The 18,117-nt window shown below is 60.9% G+C and carries 19 protein-coding genes; 8 read left to right on the top strand and 11 right to left on the bottom strand.

Translation table 11 applies throughout. The annotated features are described in order from the left end of the window. Nucleotides 1-174: 174 nt before the first annotated feature. From rlmC to rimK, 8 genes are all read right to left on the bottom strand, one after another. Nucleotides 175-1,311: a 23S rRNA (uracil(747)-C(5))-methyltransferase RlmC gene (rlmC, locus tag ACK3SD_RS07315; RefSeq protein WP_481127290.1), complete on the bottom strand. Its 1,137-nt coding sequence runs from the start codon at nucleotides 1,309-1,311 to the stop codon at nucleotides 175-177. Between the two features lie 81 nt (nucleotides 1,312-1,392). Further along, a complete protein-coding gene (locus tag ACK3SD_RS07310) occupies nucleotides 1,393-1,809 on the bottom strand; it encodes a YbjO family protein (protein ID WP_481127289.1) in 417 nt (138 codons plus the stop codon). 129 nt (nucleotides 1,810-1,938) lie between these two features. Next, nucleotides 1,939-2,784 (bottom strand): putrescine ABC transporter permease PotI, encoded by an 846-nt coding sequence (gene potI / locus ACK3SD_RS07305; protein WP_481127288.1) that lies wholly within the window; start codon nucleotides 2,782-2,784, stop codon nucleotides 1,939-1,941. Further along, a complete protein-coding gene (gene potH / locus ACK3SD_RS07300; RefSeq protein ID WP_481127287.1) occupies nucleotides 2,781-3,725 on the bottom strand; it encodes a putrescine ABC transporter permease PotH in 945 nt (314 codons plus the stop codon). Before potH ends, potI begins: the two co-directional genes overlap by 4 nt. Nucleotides 3,726-3,737: 12 nt before the next feature. Beyond that, on the bottom strand, nucleotides 3,738-4,871 hold the full coding sequence (gene potG / locus ACK3SD_RS07295; protein ID WP_137762921.1) for a putrescine ABC transporter ATP-binding subunit PotG: 1,134 nt from the start codon (nucleotides 4,869-4,871) through the stop codon (nucleotides 3,738-3,740). Between the two features lie 169 nt (nucleotides 4,872-5,040). Continuing rightward, nucleotides 5,041-6,150, bottom strand: a complete 1,110-nt coding sequence (potF, locus tag ACK3SD_RS07290; RefSeq protein ID WP_137762920.1) for a spermidine/putrescine ABC transporter substrate-binding protein PotF — start codon at nucleotides 6,148-6,150, stop codon at nucleotides 5,041-5,043. A 392-nt stretch (nucleotides 6,151-6,542) separates the two neighbouring features. Further along, a complete protein-coding gene (locus ACK3SD_RS07285) occupies nucleotides 6,543-7,022 on the bottom strand; it encodes a YbjN domain-containing protein (protein ID WP_481127286.1) in 480 nt (159 codons plus the stop codon). A gap of 106 nt (nucleotides 7,023-7,128) precedes the next feature. Further along, entirely contained in the window at nucleotides 7,129-8,031 is a 903-nt protein-coding gene (gene rimK / locus ACK3SD_RS07280; protein ID WP_481127285.1) for a 30S ribosomal protein S6--L-glutamate ligase, read from the bottom strand. Nucleotides 8,032-8,282: 251 nt separating this feature from the next. On the opposite strand from rimK, the gene ACK3SD_RS07275 reads away from it, so the two are divergent. Then, a complete protein-coding gene (locus ACK3SD_RS07275; RefSeq protein WP_101826325.1) occupies nucleotides 8,283-8,546 on the top strand; it encodes a GrxA family glutaredoxin in 264 nt (87 codons plus the stop codon). Between the two features lie 42 nt (nucleotides 8,547-8,588). On the opposite strand, the gene ybjM is transcribed toward ACK3SD_RS07275, so the two are convergent. Further along, nucleotides 8,589-8,972, bottom strand: coding sequence for an inner membrane protein YbjM (ybjM, locus tag ACK3SD_RS07270; RefSeq protein WP_481127284.1), 384 nt, complete (start codon nucleotides 8,970-8,972; stop codon nucleotides 8,589-8,591). 76 nt (nucleotides 8,973-9,048) lie between these two features. Between ybjM and ACK3SD_RS07265 the strand changes: the two genes are divergently transcribed. The 5 genes from ACK3SD_RS07265 (at nucleotide 9,049) to ACK3SD_RS07245 (ending at nucleotide 14,569) form a co-directional block, all read left to right on the top strand. Then, nucleotides 9,049-9,234: a hypothetical protein gene (locus ACK3SD_RS07265; protein WP_137762916.1), complete on the top strand. Its 186-nt coding sequence runs from the start codon at nucleotides 9,049-9,051 to the stop codon at nucleotides 9,232-9,234. A 45-nt stretch (nucleotides 9,235-9,279) separates the two neighbouring features. Then, nucleotides 9,280-10,962 (top strand): aspartate:alanine antiporter, encoded by a 1,683-nt coding sequence (locus tag ACK3SD_RS07260; RefSeq protein WP_137762915.1) that lies wholly within the window; start codon nucleotides 9,280-9,282, stop codon nucleotides 10,960-10,962. 397 nt (nucleotides 10,963-11,359) lie between these two features. Beyond that, entirely contained in the window at nucleotides 11,360-11,965 is a 606-nt protein-coding gene (ybjG, locus tag ACK3SD_RS07255) for an undecaprenyl-diphosphate phosphatase (protein ID WP_481127283.1), read from the top strand. Between the two features lie 93 nt (nucleotides 11,966-12,058). Then, complete coding sequence (deoR, locus tag ACK3SD_RS07250) at nucleotides 12,059-12,823, top strand: DNA-binding transcriptional repressor DeoR (protein ID WP_481127282.1); 765 nt, start codon at nucleotides 12,059-12,061, stop codon at nucleotides 12,821-12,823. A 462-nt stretch (nucleotides 12,824-13,285) separates the two neighbouring features. Next, nucleotides 13,286-14,569 (top strand): HAAAP family serine/threonine permease, encoded by a 1,284-nt coding sequence (locus ACK3SD_RS07245; protein ID WP_481127281.1) that lies wholly within the window; start codon nucleotides 13,286-13,288, stop codon nucleotides 14,567-14,569. A 52-nt stretch (nucleotides 14,570-14,621) separates the two neighbouring features. Here ACK3SD_RS07245 and ACK3SD_RS07240 read toward each other — a convergent pair whose 3' ends face one another. Continuing rightward, nucleotides 14,622-15,827: a serine hydrolase gene (locus ACK3SD_RS07240; RefSeq protein ID WP_481127280.1), complete on the bottom strand. Its 1,206-nt coding sequence runs from the start codon at nucleotides 15,825-15,827 to the stop codon at nucleotides 14,622-14,624. Nucleotides 15,828-16,073: 246 nt separating this feature from the next. Here ACK3SD_RS07240 and ACK3SD_RS07235 point away from each other — a divergent pair, with 246 nt between their 5' ends. Next, complete coding sequence (locus tag ACK3SD_RS07235) at nucleotides 16,074-16,418, top strand: GlpM family protein (RefSeq protein ID WP_137762910.1); 345 nt, start codon at nucleotides 16,074-16,076, stop codon at nucleotides 16,416-16,418. A gap of 112 nt (nucleotides 16,419-16,530) precedes the next feature. After that, nucleotides 16,531-17,184 carry an HAD family hydrolase gene (locus tag ACK3SD_RS07230; protein ID WP_481127279.1) on the top strand — a complete coding sequence of 218 codons (654 nt, stop codon included), beginning with the start codon at nucleotides 16,531-16,533 and terminating at the stop codon, nucleotides 17,182-17,184. On the opposite strand, the gene ACK3SD_RS07225 is transcribed toward ACK3SD_RS07230, so the two are convergent. Beyond that, nucleotides 17,181-18,107: a LysR family transcriptional regulator gene (locus tag ACK3SD_RS07225; protein WP_481127278.1), complete on the bottom strand. Its 927-nt coding sequence runs from the start codon at nucleotides 18,105-18,107 to the stop codon at nucleotides 17,181-17,183. The two genes, ACK3SD_RS07230 and ACK3SD_RS07225, sit on opposite strands and share 4 nt — an antisense overlap. Nucleotides 18,108-18,117: the final 10 nt, after the last annotated feature.

Genomic DNA, 18,117 nt, shown 5'->3' with positions numbered 1-18,117 from the left:
CCCACTCTACCCGTGTATGCGGAAATTATTGCGGCCAAAGGTCTCCCCTGAAACATGTACCCGAACAAGCGTCCATGGCCCTTTTTCCTTGAGCCATAGATAGATAGGGTTTGCCATTTCCGGGGGCGCTGCTTTTAGCAGAAAAGCAGATTTTTGGCCCCGAGGGGCCGGGGTTCAGGAGGCGGGTTGGCGCACCAGCAGCACCAGCACTTCGTAGTGGGCAGTGTGGGGGAACATGTCGAACAGCTGCACTTTTTCGCAGCGGTAGTCAGGCAGGCGTGCCAGATCGCGCGCCATGCTCTCGGCGTTGCAGCTGGAGTAGAGGATGGCTGGCGGTGCCATGCGGCTGAGGTAGTCACACAGCTCGGCACCGATGCCGCGGCGCGGTGGGTTGACCAGCACCAGATCCGGCGTCTGCGCTTCGCCGGTGGCAAAGCGGGTGGAGTCGAGCGCCTGAAAGTCGACCTGTGGCAGCCCCAACTCCTGTGCCGAACGGCGTGCGCAGGCGATCGCCTCGGCGCTGATCTCAATCCCGGTCAGCGCCATCTCCGGCGTGGCGCAGTGCAGCCCAAAGCCGCCGACGCCGCAAAACAGATCCCACATCCCCTTTACCGGCAGGTCGGCTACCCAGCGGCGCGCGGTGGCGTAGAGCGCCGCCGCCACCTGCGGGTTGGTCTGGAAGAAGCTGCGCGGCCGTAGGTAGAGTGGCACCTGATTGAACTGCTCTGCCAGCGCCTCCTGCGGCGTCAGCATAATCTCCGTCTCTCCCTCCAGAATGGCCATATGTACCGGCTGGAGGTTAACGGAGATCACCCGCAACTGCGGCAGTTGCTGTTGCAGCCACGGCAGCGCGGCGCGCAGTTGCGTCAGCTTGGTCTCCGAGCGCAGCACAAAGCGCAGCATCAGGCCGCCATCCAGCGTGCTCTCGGTGAGCAGGATAAACTTCAGCTCGCCACGCTTGCGCGCCACGTTATAGGGCGTGAGGCCAGCGCGGGCGATAAAGTGCTTCAGCACGGCAAACACCGGCGCGAAAGAGTCTGGGTAGAGCGGGCAGTCGCTGAGGTCAACCGGGGTGCCGTCACGGTGCAGCATCCCGAGCAGCGGCCGCTCGACACTGCCGCTCACCACCATCTTGGCTTTGTTGCGGAAGGCCTGCTGCGGCCCGGCGACCGGCGGCAGCCACTGTCCTACCGGCCGATCGGCCAGCAGGTGTTGCAGGTGCTGCTGTTTATCATCCAGCTGTTGGGCGTAAGGGCGTTCCAGCCACTGGCAGGAGCGGCAGGTGCCGGCGTCATACTGTGCGCAATGCATAAAATACCTGGTTGGCTGCGGGGTACGGCAAAATAAGGGGCGCAAATTGTACTGTATGCGCCCGGCCATTGCCAGCCGGTGTCAGCGGCGGCGGGTGAAGAAACGGCGGCTGGAGGGAGGGAGGAAAAGCAGCAGCAGCACCAGCGCGTCGGGCAGCTTCTGCATCATCAGTTGGTTGGCCGCCGCCACCGGGTCGGCGTTCTCAATGCGGAAGATTTTCGGCCCGAACCACTCGCAAGAGGCCAGCACCATATAGAGCACCACCACCAGCTGGCAGCCGAGGTAGAGCCAGCGCCCCCAGTTGCGCGCCCGCATCACCGCGTAGGCGCAGTGCGCCTCCAGCAGGATGATCAGCAGGCTGCACAGCAGCAACAGGGTGTTGATCCAGTTCTCAGTGCTGGCGCGGACGAAATCCCCGACGCCGGCCAGCCCCAGCTCATCAAACAGCAGCAGAAAGCCCAGCAACCGGGTGGCGATGATCGCGGTTGCACCTACCATAACGGGAACGGGAATGAATGCCAGCCGGCTCATGACTGTTAACTGCCTCCTGCCTGTCACATCACTGTGAAAAAAGACGCCGCCAGGTCGGCGGCGTCGGCAATAAAAGCGTAACAGCTTTAGGATAAATCAGCTACGTGCGGCCCGCTGCAAATCGCGCACCCGTTGCTTTTCTGCCCGCGCCATGAACCACCAGGCGAACAGGCCGATAATCCCCACCACCAGCAGGATCAGTGACGCCAGCGCGTTGATCTCTGGGTTGACGCCAAGGCGCACGCTGGAGAAGACCAGCATCGGCAGCGTAGTGGCACCCGGCCCGGAGACAAAGCTGGCGATCACCAGATCGTCCAGCGACAGGGTGAAGGCCAGCAGCCAGCCGGAGACAATCGCCGGGGCGATCATTGGCACGGTGATGACAAAGAATACCTTCAGCGGCGCGGCGCCCAGATCCATCGCCGCCTCCTCAATGGAGCGATCCAGCTCGCGCAGGCGGGAGCCGATCACCACCGCGACGTAGGCGGTACAGAAGGTGACGTGCGCCAGGAAGATGGTGAACATCCCCCGCTCCTGCGGCCAGCCAATGGCGTGGCCCAGCGCCACGAACAGCAGCAGCAGCGACAGGCCGGTGATCACGTCCGGCATCACCAGCGGCGCGGTGAGCATAAAGGCGAAGCCAGTCGAGCCACGGAAGCGGCCAAAGCGCACCATGACTACCGCCGCCAGCGTGCCGAGGATCACCGCCGCCGTCGCCGCGCAGGCGGCGATGCTCAGGCTGAGGCCCACGGCGTTAATCATCGCCGTATCATGGAATAATTGGCCATACCAGCGCACCGACCAGCCGGCCCACACCGTCACCAGCTTGGAGCTGTTGAAGGAGTAGATCACCAGCATCAGCATCGGCGCATAGAGGAAGGTGAAGGCCAGCACCAGAATCAGGATGCGCCACGGGGAGCGCACTACCGGTAAACTGCTCATTCGGCCTCCAGGCTACGGTTTTGATGTTTATGGAACCAGAGGATCGGCACAATCAGCAGCAGCAGCATCACAATCGCCACCGACGAGGCCACCGGCCAGTCGCGGTTATTGAAGAACTCCTGCCACAGCACGCGGCCAATCATGATGCTGTCCGGGCCGCCAAGCAGCTCCGGGATCACGTACTCACCCACCGCCGGGATAAACACCAGCATCGAGCCAGCAATGATGCCGCCCTTGGTCAGCGGCACAATCACCTGGAAGAAGGTCTTCAGCGGCCGCGCGCCGAGATCCATCGACGCTTCCACCAGCGAGTAGTCGAGCCGGGTCAGCGCGGTGTAGATCGGTAGCACCATAAACGGCAGGTAGGAGTAGACCACGCCAATATAGACTGCCAGGTTGGTGTGCAGGATCACCAGCGGCTGGTCGATGACGCCAGCCCACATCAGCACGTTGTTCAGCACGCCGTTGTTCTTCAAAATCCCCATCCAGGCGTAGACGCGGATCAGGAATGACGTCCACGACGGCAAAATCACCAACAACAGCAATATGTTGCGTGACGAGGGCTTGCTGTGGGCAATCGCCCAAGCCAGCGGGTAGCCGATCGCCAGACAGCAGAGGGTCGAGACCGCCGCAACGCGCAACGACTGGAGGTAGGCGTCGAAATAGAGCGGATCTTCGGTCAGCGACAGGTAGTTGCTGAAGTTGAGCGCGATGCTGAGCACGCCGTCGGCCCAGCTGGTCAGCTCGGTGTAGGGCGGAATGGCGCGCGCCATCTCGGCCAGACTGATCTTGAACACAATCAAGAACGGCAGCATAAACAGCAACAGCAGCCAGATCAGCGGCAGCGCAATCACCAGCTTGCGGCCGTGGGCGCGGCGCAGGCGGGTAAACCAGCCCGGCTGCGGGCTGGCCGCCGCCGACTGTTCGGATAACAGGGACATGGCTCCTCCTGATCAGGCCGTCAGTACGACACAGCTGTCCGCTTCCCAGCAGAGGCTGATCTCATCGCCCCAGGTGGGCATACCTTTGCGGTAGCGATGGTCGTTTTGCAGTTGGGCGGTGATAATCTGGCCGCTGTGGAGCCGCACGTGGTAGATGGAGAGGTCGCCCAGGTAAGCGATGTTGACCACCTCCCCCACGGCGAAGTTGCAGCCGTTGGCTGGCACCTCGTGGCACAGGGCGATCTTCTCCGGGCGCAGCGCGATGCTGACCGGCACGTTATCCATCACCGTGGCGTCCGCGTCCACCAGCAGCGGATGGCGCAGGCCGGGGCTGGCGATCACCAGCGCGTCGTTGCGCCGCTCCTGCAACACACCCTCAAACACGTTGACTGAGCCGATGAACTCGGCGCTGAAACGGGTGTTCGGATGCTCGTAGATCTCCTCCGGCTCACCAATCTGCACGAACTTGCCACGGTTCATGATGGCAATGCGGCCAGCCATGGTCATCGCCTCCTCCTGGTCGTGGGTCACCATCACGCAGGTGACGCCGACGCGCTCCAGGATATCCACCACCTCCAGCTGCATCCGGTCGCGCAGCTTCTTGTCGAGCGCACCCATTGGCTCATCGAGCAGCAGCAGCTTCGGGCGTTTCGCCAGGCTGCGCGCCAACGCGACACGCTGGCGCTGGCCGCCAGAGAGCTGGTGCGGCTTGCGGCGGGCATACTCGTCCATGTGTACCAGCGACAGCATCTCCGCCACCCGCGCCTTGATCTCGGCAGCGGGCAGTTTGTCCTGTTTCAGGCCAAAGGCGATGTTCTGCTCCACCGTCATGTGCGGGAAGAGCGCGTAGGACTGGAACATCATGTTGATTGGCCGCTTGTAGGGCGGCACGTGTGACATATCCTGCCCATCCAGCATGATCTGCCCGTGGCTCGGCGACTCAAAGCCAGCCAGCATCCGCAGCAGGGTCGACTTGCCGCAGCCAGACGCGCCCAGCAGGGCAAAGATCTCGCCCTTATAGATGGTCAGGCTGACGTCATCCACGGCATGTTGGCCGTCGAAGGATTTGGTCAGGTTACGGATCTCCAGCAGTGGAGTGACTACTTTTTGGGACTTGGGCTGTGGGCGGGGAATCGCGTCATTCACTCAATGTGCTCTCCGGCAAAAGCGGGTCAACGCTGCATGACACCATGCAACACTATCAATAATAGTAACAGGCGGGGGAAACCGCCTGTTTTGTCAGGGTTTGGAGGCAATGCCGGCCCGAGGGGAGCCGGCAACCCGCCCCGCATGGGGGCGTGGCGTCAGTGGCGGCTTATTTGCCGCTCTTTACCTTGGTCCAGGCGCGGGTGCGCACACGGTCAATTTTCGGCTCCTGCACCTTCAGCGTGAACAGCTTGGCGCGCACGTCAGCTGGCGGGTAGATGCCGGGGTTGTTGCGCACCTCCTCGTTCACCAGCGGGGTGGCCGCCTGATTGCCGTTGGCGTAGTAGACAGTGTTGCTGATCTTGGCGATCACATCCGGCTTCATCAGGTAGTTGAGGAACTGGTAGGCCTCATCGGTGTTCTTGGCGTCCGCTGGCATCGCGAAGACGTCAAAGAAGGCCAGCGCCCCCTCTTTCGGGATGCTGTAGGCGATGTTGACGCCATTTTTCGCCTCTTTGGCGCGGTTGGCCGCCTGCATCACGTCGCCCGCCCAGCCGACTGCCACGCAGATGTCGCCATTTGCCAGGTCATTGATATATTGCGACGAGTGGAAGTAGCGGATGCTCGGGCGCAGCTGGAGCAGCAGGTCAGTGGCCGCGGTGCTGTAGTCCGAGGCGTTGCTGCTGTTCGGGTCTTTGCCCAGATAGTTCAGCACGGTGGCGAAGATCTCCTCCGGCGCATCCAGGAAGGAGACGCCGCAGCCCTTAAGCTTCGCCAGGTTCTCCGGCTTCAGTACCAGATCCCAGCTATTGACCGGCGCGTCTGCGCCCAGGGCGGCCTTCACCTTGTCAACGTTATAGCCAATGCCGGTGGTGGCCCACAGGTAAGGGATGGCGTATTTGTTGTCCGGGTCATGCTTGGCGACCAGCTTCATCAGCTCCGGGTCGAGGTTTTTGTAGTTCGGCAGCTTGCTCTTGTCGAGCGGCTGGAACACCCCCGCGCCCAGCTGGCGCTCCAGAAAGCTAGCGGAGGGCACCACCAGATCAAAGCCGGTGCTGCCGGCCATCAGCTTGCCCTCGAGCACCTCATTGGAGTCGAAGACGTCATACACCACCTTGATGCCGGTCTCTTTTTGGAAATTGGCTAAGGTATCGGGCGCGATATAGTCCGACCAGTTATACACATGCAGCGTTTTCTCTTCCGCTGACGCCGTAACGGACGCTGCCATCAACAGGCCGGCCACGACACCCGACAACCACTTTTTACGCGGGGTGAACATCCGTAACTACCTCCAAAACAGGGTGAATCATAGAATTGAACTTGTATCTCAAAAGGATACAAAACCTTTCCTGACTTAGCGCCATGACTGCCGCGGCCGCTGCATAGCCATGCAACGCGCCGGGCGTGCCCATTACCGGATTAACCGCTTGGTTTTTCAGGGGTATCGCAGGCCCTACACAGAACATGAAGCATAACCGCAGTTGCCGCGTCACACCATAGTCCAGCGTAAAAAACGCCTTTTATCGATTTTTTATGCACTCATTGTCTACGTAATAGACCAGATGGGCAAAAAGTGGCAAGCAAAATCTGGCCATAAGGCCAAAGTCACAGAATAAAACAGCGAAAAACGGTGGGAAGGGAAGATTTGCCGCCGGGAAGCGGCAAAGGGGATCAGTGCAACAGGTGCACGCTCTCTTGCGGCGGCATGGGGTCCTCTTCATCGCCCAAGAACAGCAGGTCATTGGCCCGCGCCTCCAGGATGATCATGGAGAGCTGCTCCTCACCCTGCTGCATGAAGCTGGCGAACTGCTCAAGGGTGATACCGGCGGCCACCCCCACTGACTGGCAGACAATCAGCTTCGGCAGGTTGTCATCCTGAATATCAATGAAGGCCTTGGCCGACAGCGAGCTGGCGTTGATCTGGCTCAGGTCGGCAAACAGCGGGATCAGCGCGGTCGGCTTCACTTCGGCCAGCGCCGAATACAAAATCACGTTATCCACCAGGTCAATCTTGGCATCAAAAATGCCTTCAAAATTCTGCATATGCGGCAGATGGAGAGCCTGACAGGAATCACACTCAAAGAATGATATCCCCAGCTGATCCAGCCAGCGGCGCAGCAGCGCCAAGTCGGGGATGGCGAGTGAATCCATAGTTAGTCTGCCTCACGGGTTACGGAGATGGGAAAAGGGGCATAGCTTACGGAATATTACCGCGCAACGCCATGCACAATCACCGGCTTAGCGACGGGTTTCAGATTTAACCGCCGGTTTTCAGCCGGTGGCCGCGCCGCATACGCCGGTCGATATAGTCTATCATCATTCCGGCCAGATCGAGACCGGTGGCGGCCTCAGTGCCCTCCAGCCCCGGCGAGGCGTTGACCTCCATCACCAGCGGGCCACGGGCGGCGCGCAGGATGTCCACGCCAGCCACCTCCAGCCCCAGCGCGGCGGTGGCCTTCAAGGCGATGGCCCGCTCCTGCTCGCTGATCTCCACCGGGTGCGCGCTGCCGCCCCGGTGCAGATTAGAGCGAAAGTCACCGGGGCGCGCCCGGCGCTCCACTGCCGCCGCCACCTTGCGGCCAACCACCAGACAGCGCACATCGCACCCGTTGGCCTCGCGAATATACTCCTGCACCAGAATGTGGGCGTTGAGGCCACGGAAGGCATCAATCACGCTCTCCGCCGCCTGCTGGGTCTCCGCCAGCACCACGCCGATGCCCTGCGTGCCCTCCACCAATTTAACCACCAGCGGCGCGCCGCCGACTAACGCGATCAAGTCATGGGTATCGTCCGGTGAATGGGCAAATCCGGTAACCGGCAGGTCGATGCCAGCGCGCGCCAGAATTTGCAGTGAGCGCAGTTTGTCACGCGCGCGGGTGATGGCGACCGACTCATTGAGCGAAAAGCTGCCGAGCATCTCAAACTGGCGCAGCACCGCGGTGCCGTAGAAGGTGATGGAGGGGCTGATGCGTGGGATCACCGCCTCAAAGGGAGCCAATTGCCGCCCCTGGTAGTGGATGGTTGGGGCCGCCGGGTTGATGCCCATATAGCAGGAGAGCGGGTCGATGACCTCCACTTCATGCCCACGCTGCTCTGCCGCCTCACGCAGCCGCCGGCTCGAGTAGAGCGTCTTATCACGTGACAAAATGGCGAGTTTCACGGCATTTTCTCCCTCTCTTGCCACCGGGCGGTGGCATAAGCAGCAATAGGCCAGATAAATCAGAGTAACAGGTAATTCCTGCTTTTGTTTCCGGCTTTCGCCCGGCATAGTAGCGGCAACAACAAAAGTTAATGCGCCAGGTAACATTTTTTGTGCAACGCCACTCTGTTTCATTTTCGGCATGCACAGCCCGGCACATTTTGATGGTTTATTCTCAAGTCCTTTACAGGCACGTTAACTAAGGAGTTTCCATGTTTGCAGTGATTTTTGGGCGTCCGGGCTGTCCGTATTGTGTCCGTGCTAAAGAGCTGGCTGAAAAACTGACCGAAGAACGTGATGATTTCAACTTCCGCTACGTGGACATCCACGCGGAAGGCATTACCAAGGCAGACCTGGAAAAGACCGTCGGCAAGCCGGTTGAAACGGTGCCGCAGATCTTCCTGGATCAGAAACACATCGGCGGTTGCACTGATTTCGAAGCATACGCAAAAGAGCACCTGGCCCTGTTCCAGTAATCTTTTGGTGTGACAAAAAAGGCGCTCATGGAGCGCCTTTTTTTATGTCCGCCGTCTGGTGGCGCGCAGGGTTCTGACAAAGTGCTGCGCCAGCAGAAACAGCAGCGCCCCCAGCACGCACCAGAAGATAGAGCTGGCGGCATAGGCCAGCTCCTGTGGCAGGGTGCGCACCCGCACGAAGAACAGCACGCGGATCAGGTAGCAGAAAGGCATCGCCAGCAGCCCGCCATAGAGGGCGGCGGTCAGGCAGCGGTGCTCGATGAGCCAGGCGGTGATGAAACCGGGAATGGCGAACAGCAGCAGGCCATACTCCGGGCCGGGCGCGAAGTGACGCACGCTGACCGTCTCGGTCTTCAGTGCGACAAACACGGCCAAAAACAGTGCGCCGCAGAGGAGTGAACCGAATCTCGACTGGATATAGGCCATCTTGCTTCCTTTATAGAGGGGAAAACGCCCGCCGGGCCATGCTAGCCGGGGGAACATCAGATCCTGCTTCCTTGCGATGAAAGACGTGCTGCGCCAACAACATAAAACATGTTTACATCCGGTTTTTACCGGTTTTTATCTGGCTGAAGGGCGGGCTTGGGGCTACACTGTCGCGCATCATCGCGTTGTGATAGAGGAGTTCGATCCCCTGGCGATTTTGCTGTCCGCTTCAAATATAATGCTGCTGAATTTATATCGTTAACCCTCTCATATCAAGAATTTGTTGTTAAACAATAAGTTAACCCACGTGAACATAAACGTCTCTAATTTGTTAAACGGGAATTACGTCCTGTTACTGTTCGTTGTTTTAGCGCTCGGACTCTGTCTGGGTAAGCTGCGGCTTGGTTCCATTCAGCTGGGAAATTCCATTGGCGTATTAGTGGTTTCCCTGATCCTTGGCCAGCAGCACTTCGCGATCAATACCGAGGCGCTGAGCCTGGGCTTCATGTTGTTTATTTTCTGTGTCGGCGTGGAAGCCGGGCCTAACTTTTTCTCGATCTTTTTTCGCGACGGCAAAAATTACCTGATGCTGGCGCTGGTGATGGTCACCAGCGCGATGCTGATCGCCCTTGGCCTCGGCAAGCTGTTTGGCTGGGACATCGGCCTGACCGCCGGGATGCTGGCTGGCGCGATGACCTCCACCCCGGTGCTGGTGGGCGCGGGCGATACGCTGCGCAACACCCTCGGCAACGGTGAGCTGCTTACTGCCGCGCAAAACAACCTCAGCCTTGGCTACGCCCTCACCTACCTGATTGGGCTGGTGAGCCTGATCTTCGGCGCGCGCTACCTACCAAAGCTGCAACATCAGGATCTGCCCACCAGCGCCCAGCAAATCGCGCGCGAGCGCGGGCTGGACGCCGACAGCCAGCGCAAGGTCTACCTGCCGGTGATCCGCGCCTACCGCGTCGGCCAGGAGCTGGTGGCCTGGGCGGATGGCAAGAACCTGCGCGAGCTGGGCATCTACCGCCAGACCGGCTGCTACATTGAACGCATCCGCCGCAACGGCATTCTGGCGACGCCGGATGGCGACGCGGTATTGCAGGTGGGCGATGAGATTGCGCTGGTGGGCTACCCGGATGCCCATGCGCGCCTTGACCCGAGCTTCCGCAACGGCAAAGAGGTCTTTGACCGCGACCTGCTGGACATGCGCATCGTCACCGAAGAGATCGTGGTGAAGAACAATAACGCCGTCGGCAAGCGCCTGAGCCAGATCAAACTGACCGACCACGGCTGCTTCCTGAACCGGGTGATCCGCAGCCAGATTGAAATGCCGATTGACGACAGCACGGTGCTTAACAAGGGTGATGTGTTGCAGGTGAGCGGTGACGCGCGCCGGGTGAAGAGCGTGGCGGATCGCGTTGGCTTTATCTCCGTTCACAGCCAGGTGACGGATCTGCTGGCCTTCTGCGCCTTCTTCATCATCGGCCTGATGGTCGGGATGATCACCTTCCAGTTCCACAACTTCTCTTTTGGCATCGGTAACGCGGCCGGGTTGCTGTTCGCGGGCATTCTGCTGGGCTTCCTGCGCGCCAACCACCCCACTTTCGGCTATATCCCGCAGGGGGCGCTGAACATGGTGAAAGAGTTTGGCCTGATGGTGTTTATGGCGGGCGTCGGCCTGAGCGCCGGCAGCAGCATCACCCAGGGGCTGGGCGCGATTGGCGGCCAGATGCTGCTGGCTGGGCTGGTGGTGAGTCTGGTGCCGGTGGTGATCTGCTTTATGTTCGGTGCCTTTGTGCTGAAGATGAACCGCGCCCTGCTGTTCGGCGCGCTGATGGGCGCACGCACCTGCGCCCCGGCGATGGAAATCATCAGCGACACCGCCCGCAGCAACATCCCGGCGCTCGGCTATGCGGGCACCTACGCCATCGCCAACGTGCTGCTGACGCTGGCCGGTACGCTGATCGTGGTGATCTGGCCGGGGCTGTAATCCCTTGATCAATCAGCCATATAAAAAATTGCAATAATTTTATCGAAAAAGCGCCGCGCCGCCCGAACTTTCCCTGGGCGGCGCAGTCTTATTCAGTGCCACTGCTTTTCTTTGATGTCCCCACTTTGGAGAGCCCGATAGTCCCGCCTGTTTCCAGGTTCAAGACTACCGGGTTTTTTCTTGGCGATCGTTTCGCCACATTACCTGCCTACCTTTTCCCTCACCGCCCCACGGTGGCAGGCCGGGCCGCAACCGGCGGATTTTTATTGCTTAAATCAACCCTAAACGTGCTCCCCCATTAGGATTTTCCCCCTTTACTCGCCACAGGCGCGCCCCTAATGTGTGCCTCTTTTGGATAGCGCGCTGTGATGTGCTGCCGTGATATGAGGGAGAATTGATGGAACAACTGAACCACCAACTGTTTAGCTGGATAAATGCCACCCCCGACTCGCCGCTGTGGCTGGTGCGGCTGGCGACCTTTGTGGCGCGTGACCTGATCGCGATTGTGCCGCTGCTGATCGCCGGATTGTGGCTATGGGGGCGGCATGAGAGCATCACCCACCAGCGTGAGCTGGCCTGTAAGACCTTTATCGCTGTCTGCTTCGCGATGGCCGCCACCACCAGCGTCTCCCTGCTCTACCCGCACGCGCGCCCCTTTGTTGAGGGCTTTGGCTATCACTTCCTGCCACATGCGCCCGATGACTCCTTCCCCAGCAACCACGGCACCGTGATCTTCACCTTTGCATTGGCCTTCCTGAGCTGGCACCGCCCCTGGTCTGGCGCGGTGTTGATGGTTGTGGCCTGCGCCATCGCCTGGTCGCGGATCTACCTCGGCGTGCACTGGCCGCTGGACATGGTGGGCGGCCTGCTGGCCGGCGGCGTTGGCTGCCTCTTCTCCCAGCTGGTGTGGAATCTGTTTGGTTCGGCCATTGCGCCACGGCTGGAGCGCCTCTACCGCTTCAGCTTCGCCATCCCGATCCGCAAGGGCTGGACACGCCACTGATTGAACAAAAGGCCCCGGCGCGGGCCTTTTCTGATTTTCCGCCTGCCGTTATCACGTTAGTATGGACACCCTGTACAGAGAACGAGGTCAGGAATGGAAACTCGACGCGAAGAACGCATCCAACGGCTGGTTCAGGCATTGAAACGGTCAGACAAAATTCACCTGAAAGAGGCCGCCGCGCTACTCGGGGTCTCGGAAATGACCATCCGGCGCGACCTGAGCGCCCAACCCTCCAGCGTGGTGCTGCTGGGCGGTTATGTGGTCATTGATCCGAAGGCCAGTAGTGTCACCAGCTACTTTGTCTCCGACCAGCAGGGTAAGCAGGTAGAGGAGAAGCGCCACGTCGGCCGGCTGGCGGCGCAGTGCATCGCCGCCGATGACACCGTGTTTTTCGACTGTGGCACCACCATCCCCTATATTATTGACGCCATTGATGAGGCGCTGCCCTTCACCGCGGTCTGCTATTCGCTGAATACCTTTCTGGCGTTGCAGGACAAACCGCTGTGCAAAGTGGTGCTGTGCGGCGGGGAATTCCGCCCGGACAGCTACATCTTTACCCCGCTGGCGGGGCGCAACCTGATGGAGAACATCTGCCCCACCAAGGCCTTTATCTCGGCGGCGGGCATCCATCTGGAGCAGGGCGTCAGCTGTTATAACTTTGAAGAGATTGAGATGAAGCACCGTGCCCTCGCCGGGGCAGGCCAGCGCATTCTGGTAGTGGATCACACCAAATTTGGCAAGGTGAAACCGGCGCGCGTCGGCGATTTGACGCTATTTGATACCGTGATCACCAACCGCCCGCCCGAGCCAGCCTGCGCCCGCTACCTCAAGGAGCACCGCATCACCCTACTGAGCTAAGGCTCCCCCCTCCCGCCGCCCTTTCCCCCGCCAGACTGGTTAAAATCGCGTCAAATAGCGCGAATTCCCTCTGGCGGGGGATAGCAAACGTTTGCGTTGTTGGTTATGCTGCTGCCCCGTCTACTCCAGCAGATTCCGCTGGCTAAAAAGCCATCAAGCGGTGAGATATTGGCTGCCTGCCGTTACTCATAATCTTATTGTGCATTTGCGAAGGCGATCACGGATGTTTTCACCACGGATCGCTATTGTGGCGCGCGCCGCTGCCACGGGCGGAGAAGGTTGCAGGACAAAATATCGCATTGCCGTTCAGGGACTTGTGCAATTCACGCAACCCCGGCATGATGCAAAACAAAAAACGTTAAGATGGCACTTCAACAAAAGAATATTTTTTAACCAGCCTGTTCAGGCAGGCTGATGCCGGCCCACCGGCATTTTCTCTCAACGTGTTCACGCGGAGGCACTATGGACACTACACAAACGGGTACACTCACCGCGCCAGCCGGCTCTGGGCTGGGCTGGCGCAAAAGCGACACCATGTGGATGCTGGGGCTGTATGGCACCGCCATCGGCGCGGGCGTGCTGTTCCTTCCGATCAATGCTGGCGTTGGCGGCCTGATCCCACTGGTCATCATGGCGCTGCTGGCCTTCCCGATGACCTACTTCGCCCACCGTGGCCTCTGCCGCTTTGTGCTCTCCGGTAAAAATCCTGGTGAGGACATCACGGAAGTGGTGGAAGAGCACTTCGGCACTGGCGCGGGCAAGCTGATCACCCTGCTCTACTTCTTCGCCATCTACCCGATCCTGCTGGTCTACAGCGTGGCGATCACCAACACGGTGGAGAGCTTCATCATCCACCAGATGCACCTGAATGCCCCGCCGCGCGCGCTGCTGGCGCTGATCCTGATTGTCGGCCTGATGACCATCGTCCGCTTCGGTGAGGCGCTGATCGTGAAAACCATGAGCATCCTGGTGTTCCCGTTTGTCGCCATCCTGATGCTGCTGGCCCTCTACCTGATCCCCAACTGGAGCACCGCGCTGTTCGAGAACGTCAACGTCTCTGCGTCCGCGGGCGGCAAGGGCCTGCTGATGACGCTGTGGCTGGCGCTGCCGGTGATGGTGTTTGCCTTCAACCATTCGCCCATTATCTCTGCCTTTGCCGTGGCCAAGCGTGAAGAGTATGGCGTGGACGCCGAGCGCAAATGTGCCTCGATTCTGGCGCGCAGCCACCTGATGATGGTGGTGACGGTGATGTTCTTTGTCTTCAGCTGCGTGCTGAGCCTGTCCCCGGCTGACCTGATGGCTGCCAAGGAGCAGAACATCTCCATCCTCTCCTATCTGGCGAACCACTTTAACAACCCGATGATCGCCTACCTGGCGCCGTTCATTGCCTTTGTTGCCATCACCAAGTCGTTCCTCGGCCACTATCTGGGTGCGCGTGAGGGCCTGAACGGCATGATGACCAAGGCACTGCGCAGCCGTGGCAAGAGCCTGCCGGTGAGCAAGTTGAACCGCATCACCGCGGGCTTCATGCTGGTGACCACCTGGCTGGTGGCGACGTACAACCCGAGCATCCTCGGCATGATCGAGACGCTGGGCGGCCCGGTGATCGCGGTACTGCTGTTCCTGATGCCGATGTACGCCATCCGTAAAGTGCCAGCGATGCGCAAATACAGCGGCGCGGCCAGCAACGTCTTTGTGGTGCTGGTAGGCCTGATCTCCATCTCCGCCATCCTCTACAGCCTGTAGGGCGAGACGCACAAAAAAGAGCGCCGCGGCGCTCTTTTTTTATGGCTCCGGCTCAGGACTTGTCGCCGAACCAGCCACCAAACCAGCTCGAAAGCTGCATCATGATGCGATCCCACAACCGGCTGATGAACCCGCCCTCTTTCACCTCTTCAAGCGCCACCAGCGGCCGCTGCTCCACCACCTTGCCATTCAGCTCAAAGTTGATGGTGCCGACCGCCTGATTCTTCGCCAGCGGGGCCTGCAACTGCGGCTGGCTGAGGGTGAAGCTGGCCTTCAGGTTCTTCATCTCGCCGCGCGGAATGGTGATGGCCGCATCCTGCGCCACGCCGAGCGGCACCTCATTGCGATCGCCAAACCAGACACGCTGGCTGACAAAGGGCGCGCCCGCCTTGATCGGCGTCGCGGTCTCAAAGAAACGGAAGCCCCAGGTGAGCAGCGTCTGGCTCTCATTGAAGCGCACGTTGTCGCTTGGCGCGCCCAGCACCACCGAGATAAGCCGCATCCCGTTGTCGCTGGCGGAGGAGACCAGATTGTAGCCAGCGCCGGAGGTGTAGCCGGTCTTGACGCCATCGACGTTCAGGTTGGTGCTCCACAGCAGGCGGTTGCGGTTCACCTGGCGGATGCGGTTGAAGGTGAACTCCTTCTCCTTGTGCAGCGCGTACTCATCCGGCGTGTCGCGGATCAGCGCCTGCGTCATCACCGCCATGTCGCGGGCGGTGCTGTACTGCCCCTCCGCGTCCAGCCCATGCACCGTCAGGAAGTGGGTGTTCTGCAACCCCAGCGCCTGTGCGTAGGTGTTCATCAGGCGGACAAAGGCGTCCTGGCTGCCAGCCACGTAGTCCGCCAACGCGATGCTGGCGTCATTGCCGGACTGGATGACGATCCCCTTGTTCAGCTCCGACACCGGCACGCGGTCGCCGGGTTTGAGGAACATCAGCGAGGAGCCGCGCAGCACGGGGTTGCCAGTGGCCCACGCATCTTTGCCGACGGTCACCATGTCATCCGGCGTGATCTTTTTCGCCTTGATGGACTGGCCCACCACGTAGCTGGCCATGATTTTGGTCAGGCTGGCCGGATCGAGGCGGGCATCGGGGTTGGATTGGGCCAGAATCTTGCCGCTGCTGTAGTCCATCAGCACAAAAGCACGGGCGTTGATCTGCGGGGCGGTGGGCGCGTCGGCGGCCTGCGCGGCGGTAGCCAGCAGCAGCACGCCGGCGCCAGCCAGAAGACGGGGTGAAAATACGGAGGCGTTGTTCATCGGCTTATCAGCGTTTCCATTCAGATAATTGAAAATGCGCGCTTTCAATCAGCTTGTTGCGACATAACATGCAAACCTAGCATTTTTTTTACCCGCTGATAAACCTTCAATATGTAAAGTTTTTGCCCACCTGGCACTTCTTAAGCAAAATTTCCCCGCGCTTATCGCGCTGACCCGCCGGATGGATTGACCCCGGCGCGGCGCTCAGGCATGGTGTGGCCTCTTTTCTTTCAGGATGAATGGGTTATGGGATTGCTGATTAAGGCGGCGATCGGCGCGCTGGTGGTGGTGCTGATCGGCCTGTTGTCGAAGACCAAGAATTACTACATTGCCGGGCTGGTGCCGCTGTTCCCGACCTTTGCGCTGATTGCCCACTACATTGTGGGCACCGAGCGCTCCCTTGAGGCGTTGCGCACCACCATCCTGTTTGGCATCTGGGCGGTGATCCCCTATCTGGTCTACCTGATCTCGCTCTACTTCCTGCTCGGCGTGCTGCGGCTGCCGTTGGCGCTGCTGGCTGGCGTGGCCTGCTGGACGGCGGCGGCCTGGCTGCTGATCCAGGGCTGGAACCGCTGGCACGGGCAGGGGTAACGGCGGCACCTGTCGTCAGCGTGTCACTTTTCTGATTTAGCCTGAGCCTCCCTGACGCCACGCCCGGTGGCGTCTACGCTGTCAGAAGCCCACGCTGACCCGGAGGTACGCCATGGATTTAGCCCTGTTCGACCTTGACGAGACGTTGATGTGTGAAGATAGCGCCGCCCTGTGGCTGCGCTGGCTGGTGTCGCAGGGCTTTGCCCCGCCAGAGCTGGTGCGCCGCCAGCCGGTGCTGCTGGAGCAGGCGCGCCGTGGCGAGCTGACGCGTGAGGAGTACCGGCTGCTGACGATGGCGACGCTCACCGGCTTTAGCTGCCGCACTGTGGCTGGCTGGGTCGATCGCTTCACCCGCCGCGACATTTTGCCGCGTCTCTACCCGGCCGCCCGCCGCCAGTTACAGTGGCACCGCGAGCGCGGCGACACGCTGATCATCTTCTCCGCCTGTAGCCACGCCCTGCTTGGCCCCATCGCCCTGATGCTCGGCGCGCACCATGCCCTCGCGCCGCAAGCGGAGATCGCCGACGATCGCTACACCGGCGCGCCAGATCCAGAGGATACCCTGCTCACCCACGCCGAACGGGCGGAGGCGTGGCTGGCAAACTGGCGCGGCGAGCCGTTCCGCGCGCTGCACGGCTACAGCGACTCCATTCAGGATCGCCTGCTGCTGGAGCGCGTTGACCATGCCAGCGTGATCAACCCGGCGCCCGACCTGCACGCGCTGGCGAGCCGCAGCGGCTGGCAGGTGCGCGCCTGGCAGCGCTAGGCGAGGCCAACGTCGCGCCAGAGGGCGTTGCCCTCCCGCTCAATCTCCTCCTGCAAAAAGGCCAGCAACAGCTTCAGCGCCGCCGAGGGCCGCAGCCCGGCTGGCGTCTGGAGCTGTAGAGTACGCTGGCTGAGCTGGCTGATGTTGAGGTTGCGTAGCCGCATCCCATCCTGACGGGCGCGGAACAGCAGCGTGAAGTGGCTGCATAGGGTGAGCGCCTGTGGCGTGTGCAACACGAAGTGGTAGAGGCCGGAGAAGTTGTTGCAGCTGAAGGCCGGCTCCAGAAAGGTGCCGCTCATCCGGCAGGAGAGATCGAACAGCTGGCGGATGGTGGTGCCCGGCTCCGGCAGGGCCAGCGGATAGGTATGCAGGCCAGCCAGATCCACCGGCCCCTCGGCCAGTGGGTGATCAGGGCGCATCAGCAGCAGCACTGGCGCGGGTTGCGTGCTGATCACCTCCACACCGCGCTCCGGTGCCAAACTAAGTTGCAGCGCCACCTCGGCCTCGCCGCGCCGCAGCATCTCCGCCACCTCCATCGCCGATCCCGCCTGCAAGTGGAAAGAGACGGCCGGGTTCTGCGCCCGGAAGCGGGTCAGCAGCGTGGGCAGCAGGTCGAAGGCCATGCCATCGGTACAGGCGACCCGGATCAGGGTACGCCGCACTGCCCGCAATCCCTGAATCTCCGCCACCGCGTACTCCATATCGCGCATACTGCGGCGCACATGGTTCTCCAGAATTTGCCCTGCATCGTTCAGCACCATGCCGCGCGCATGGCGCTCAAACAGCGACGCGCCAACCCGTGCCTCGAGCCGCTGGATCTGGCGGCTGATGGCTGAGACAGCGACAAACAGTTGCTGGCTGGCGGCGGTGAGTGAGCCGGTATCGGCCACCGCCAGAAAGTAGCGGATCTCGGTGCTGTGCATAAGGCTGCCC

The sequence above is a fragment of the Chimaeribacter sp. YP20170169 genome (assembly GCF_056739715.1).
Note: the sequence above shows the minus strand (reverse complement) of the source record. Positions and strands in the feature narration are given on the sequence as shown.

What these genes read in the sequence shown, in the direction of transcription:
- rlmC (WP_481127290.1), bottom strand. Translation starts at nt 1,311, where the DNA reads ATGCATTGCGCACAGTATGACGCCGGCACCTGCCGCTCCTGCCAGTGG.
- ACK3SD_RS07310 (WP_481127289.1), bottom strand. Translation starts at nt 1,809, where the DNA reads ATGGTAGGTGCAACCGCGATCATCGCCACCCGGTTGCTGGGCTTTCTG.
- potI (WP_481127288.1), bottom strand. Translation starts at nt 2,784, where the DNA reads ATGAGCAGTTTACCGGTAGTGCGCTCCCCGTGGCGCATCCTGATTCTG.
- potH (WP_481127287.1), bottom strand. Translation starts at nt 3,725, where the DNA reads ATGTCCCTGTTATCCGAACAGTCGGCGGCGGCCAGCCCGCAGCCGGGC.
- potF (WP_137762920.1), bottom strand. Translation starts at nt 6,150, where the DNA reads ATGTTCACCCCGCGTAAAAAGTGGTTGTCGGGTGTCGTGGCCGGCCTG.
- ACK3SD_RS07285 (WP_481127286.1), bottom strand. Translation starts at nt 7,022, where the DNA reads ATGGATTCACTCGCCATCCCCGACTTGGCGCTGCTGCGCCGCTGGCTG.
- ACK3SD_RS07275 (WP_101826325.1), top strand. Translation starts at nt 8,283, where the DNA reads ATGTTTGCAGTGATTTTTGGGCGTCCGGGCTGTCCGTATTGTGTCCGT.
- ybjM (WP_481127284.1), bottom strand. Translation starts at nt 8,972, where the DNA reads ATGGCCTATATCCAGTCGAGATTCGGTTCACTCCTCTGCGGCGCACTG.
- ACK3SD_RS07265 (WP_137762916.1), top strand. Translation starts at nt 9,049, where the DNA reads ATGAAAGACGTGCTGCGCCAACAACATAAAACATGTTTACATCCGGTT.
- ybjG (WP_481127283.1), top strand. Translation starts at nt 11,360, where the DNA reads ATGGAACAACTGAACCACCAACTGTTTAGCTGGATAAATGCCACCCCC.
- deoR (WP_481127282.1), top strand. Translation starts at nt 12,059, where the DNA reads ATGGAAACTCGACGCGAAGAACGCATCCAACGGCTGGTTCAGGCATTG.
- ACK3SD_RS07245 (WP_481127281.1), top strand. Translation starts at nt 13,286, where the DNA reads ATGGACACTACACAAACGGGTACACTCACCGCGCCAGCCGGCTCTGGG.
- ACK3SD_RS07240 (WP_481127280.1), bottom strand. Translation starts at nt 15,827, where the DNA reads ATGAACAACGCCTCCGTATTTTCACCCCGTCTTCTGGCTGGCGCCGGC.
- ACK3SD_RS07235 (WP_137762910.1), top strand. Translation starts at nt 16,074, where the DNA reads ATGGGATTGCTGATTAAGGCGGCGATCGGCGCGCTGGTGGTGGTGCTG.
- ACK3SD_RS07230 (WP_481127279.1), top strand. Translation starts at nt 16,531, where the DNA reads ATGGATTTAGCCCTGTTCGACCTTGACGAGACGTTGATGTGTGAAGAT.
- ACK3SD_RS07225 (WP_481127278.1), bottom strand. Translation starts at nt 18,107, where the DNA reads ATGCACAGCACCGAGATCCGCTACTTTCTGGCGGTGGCCGATACCGGC.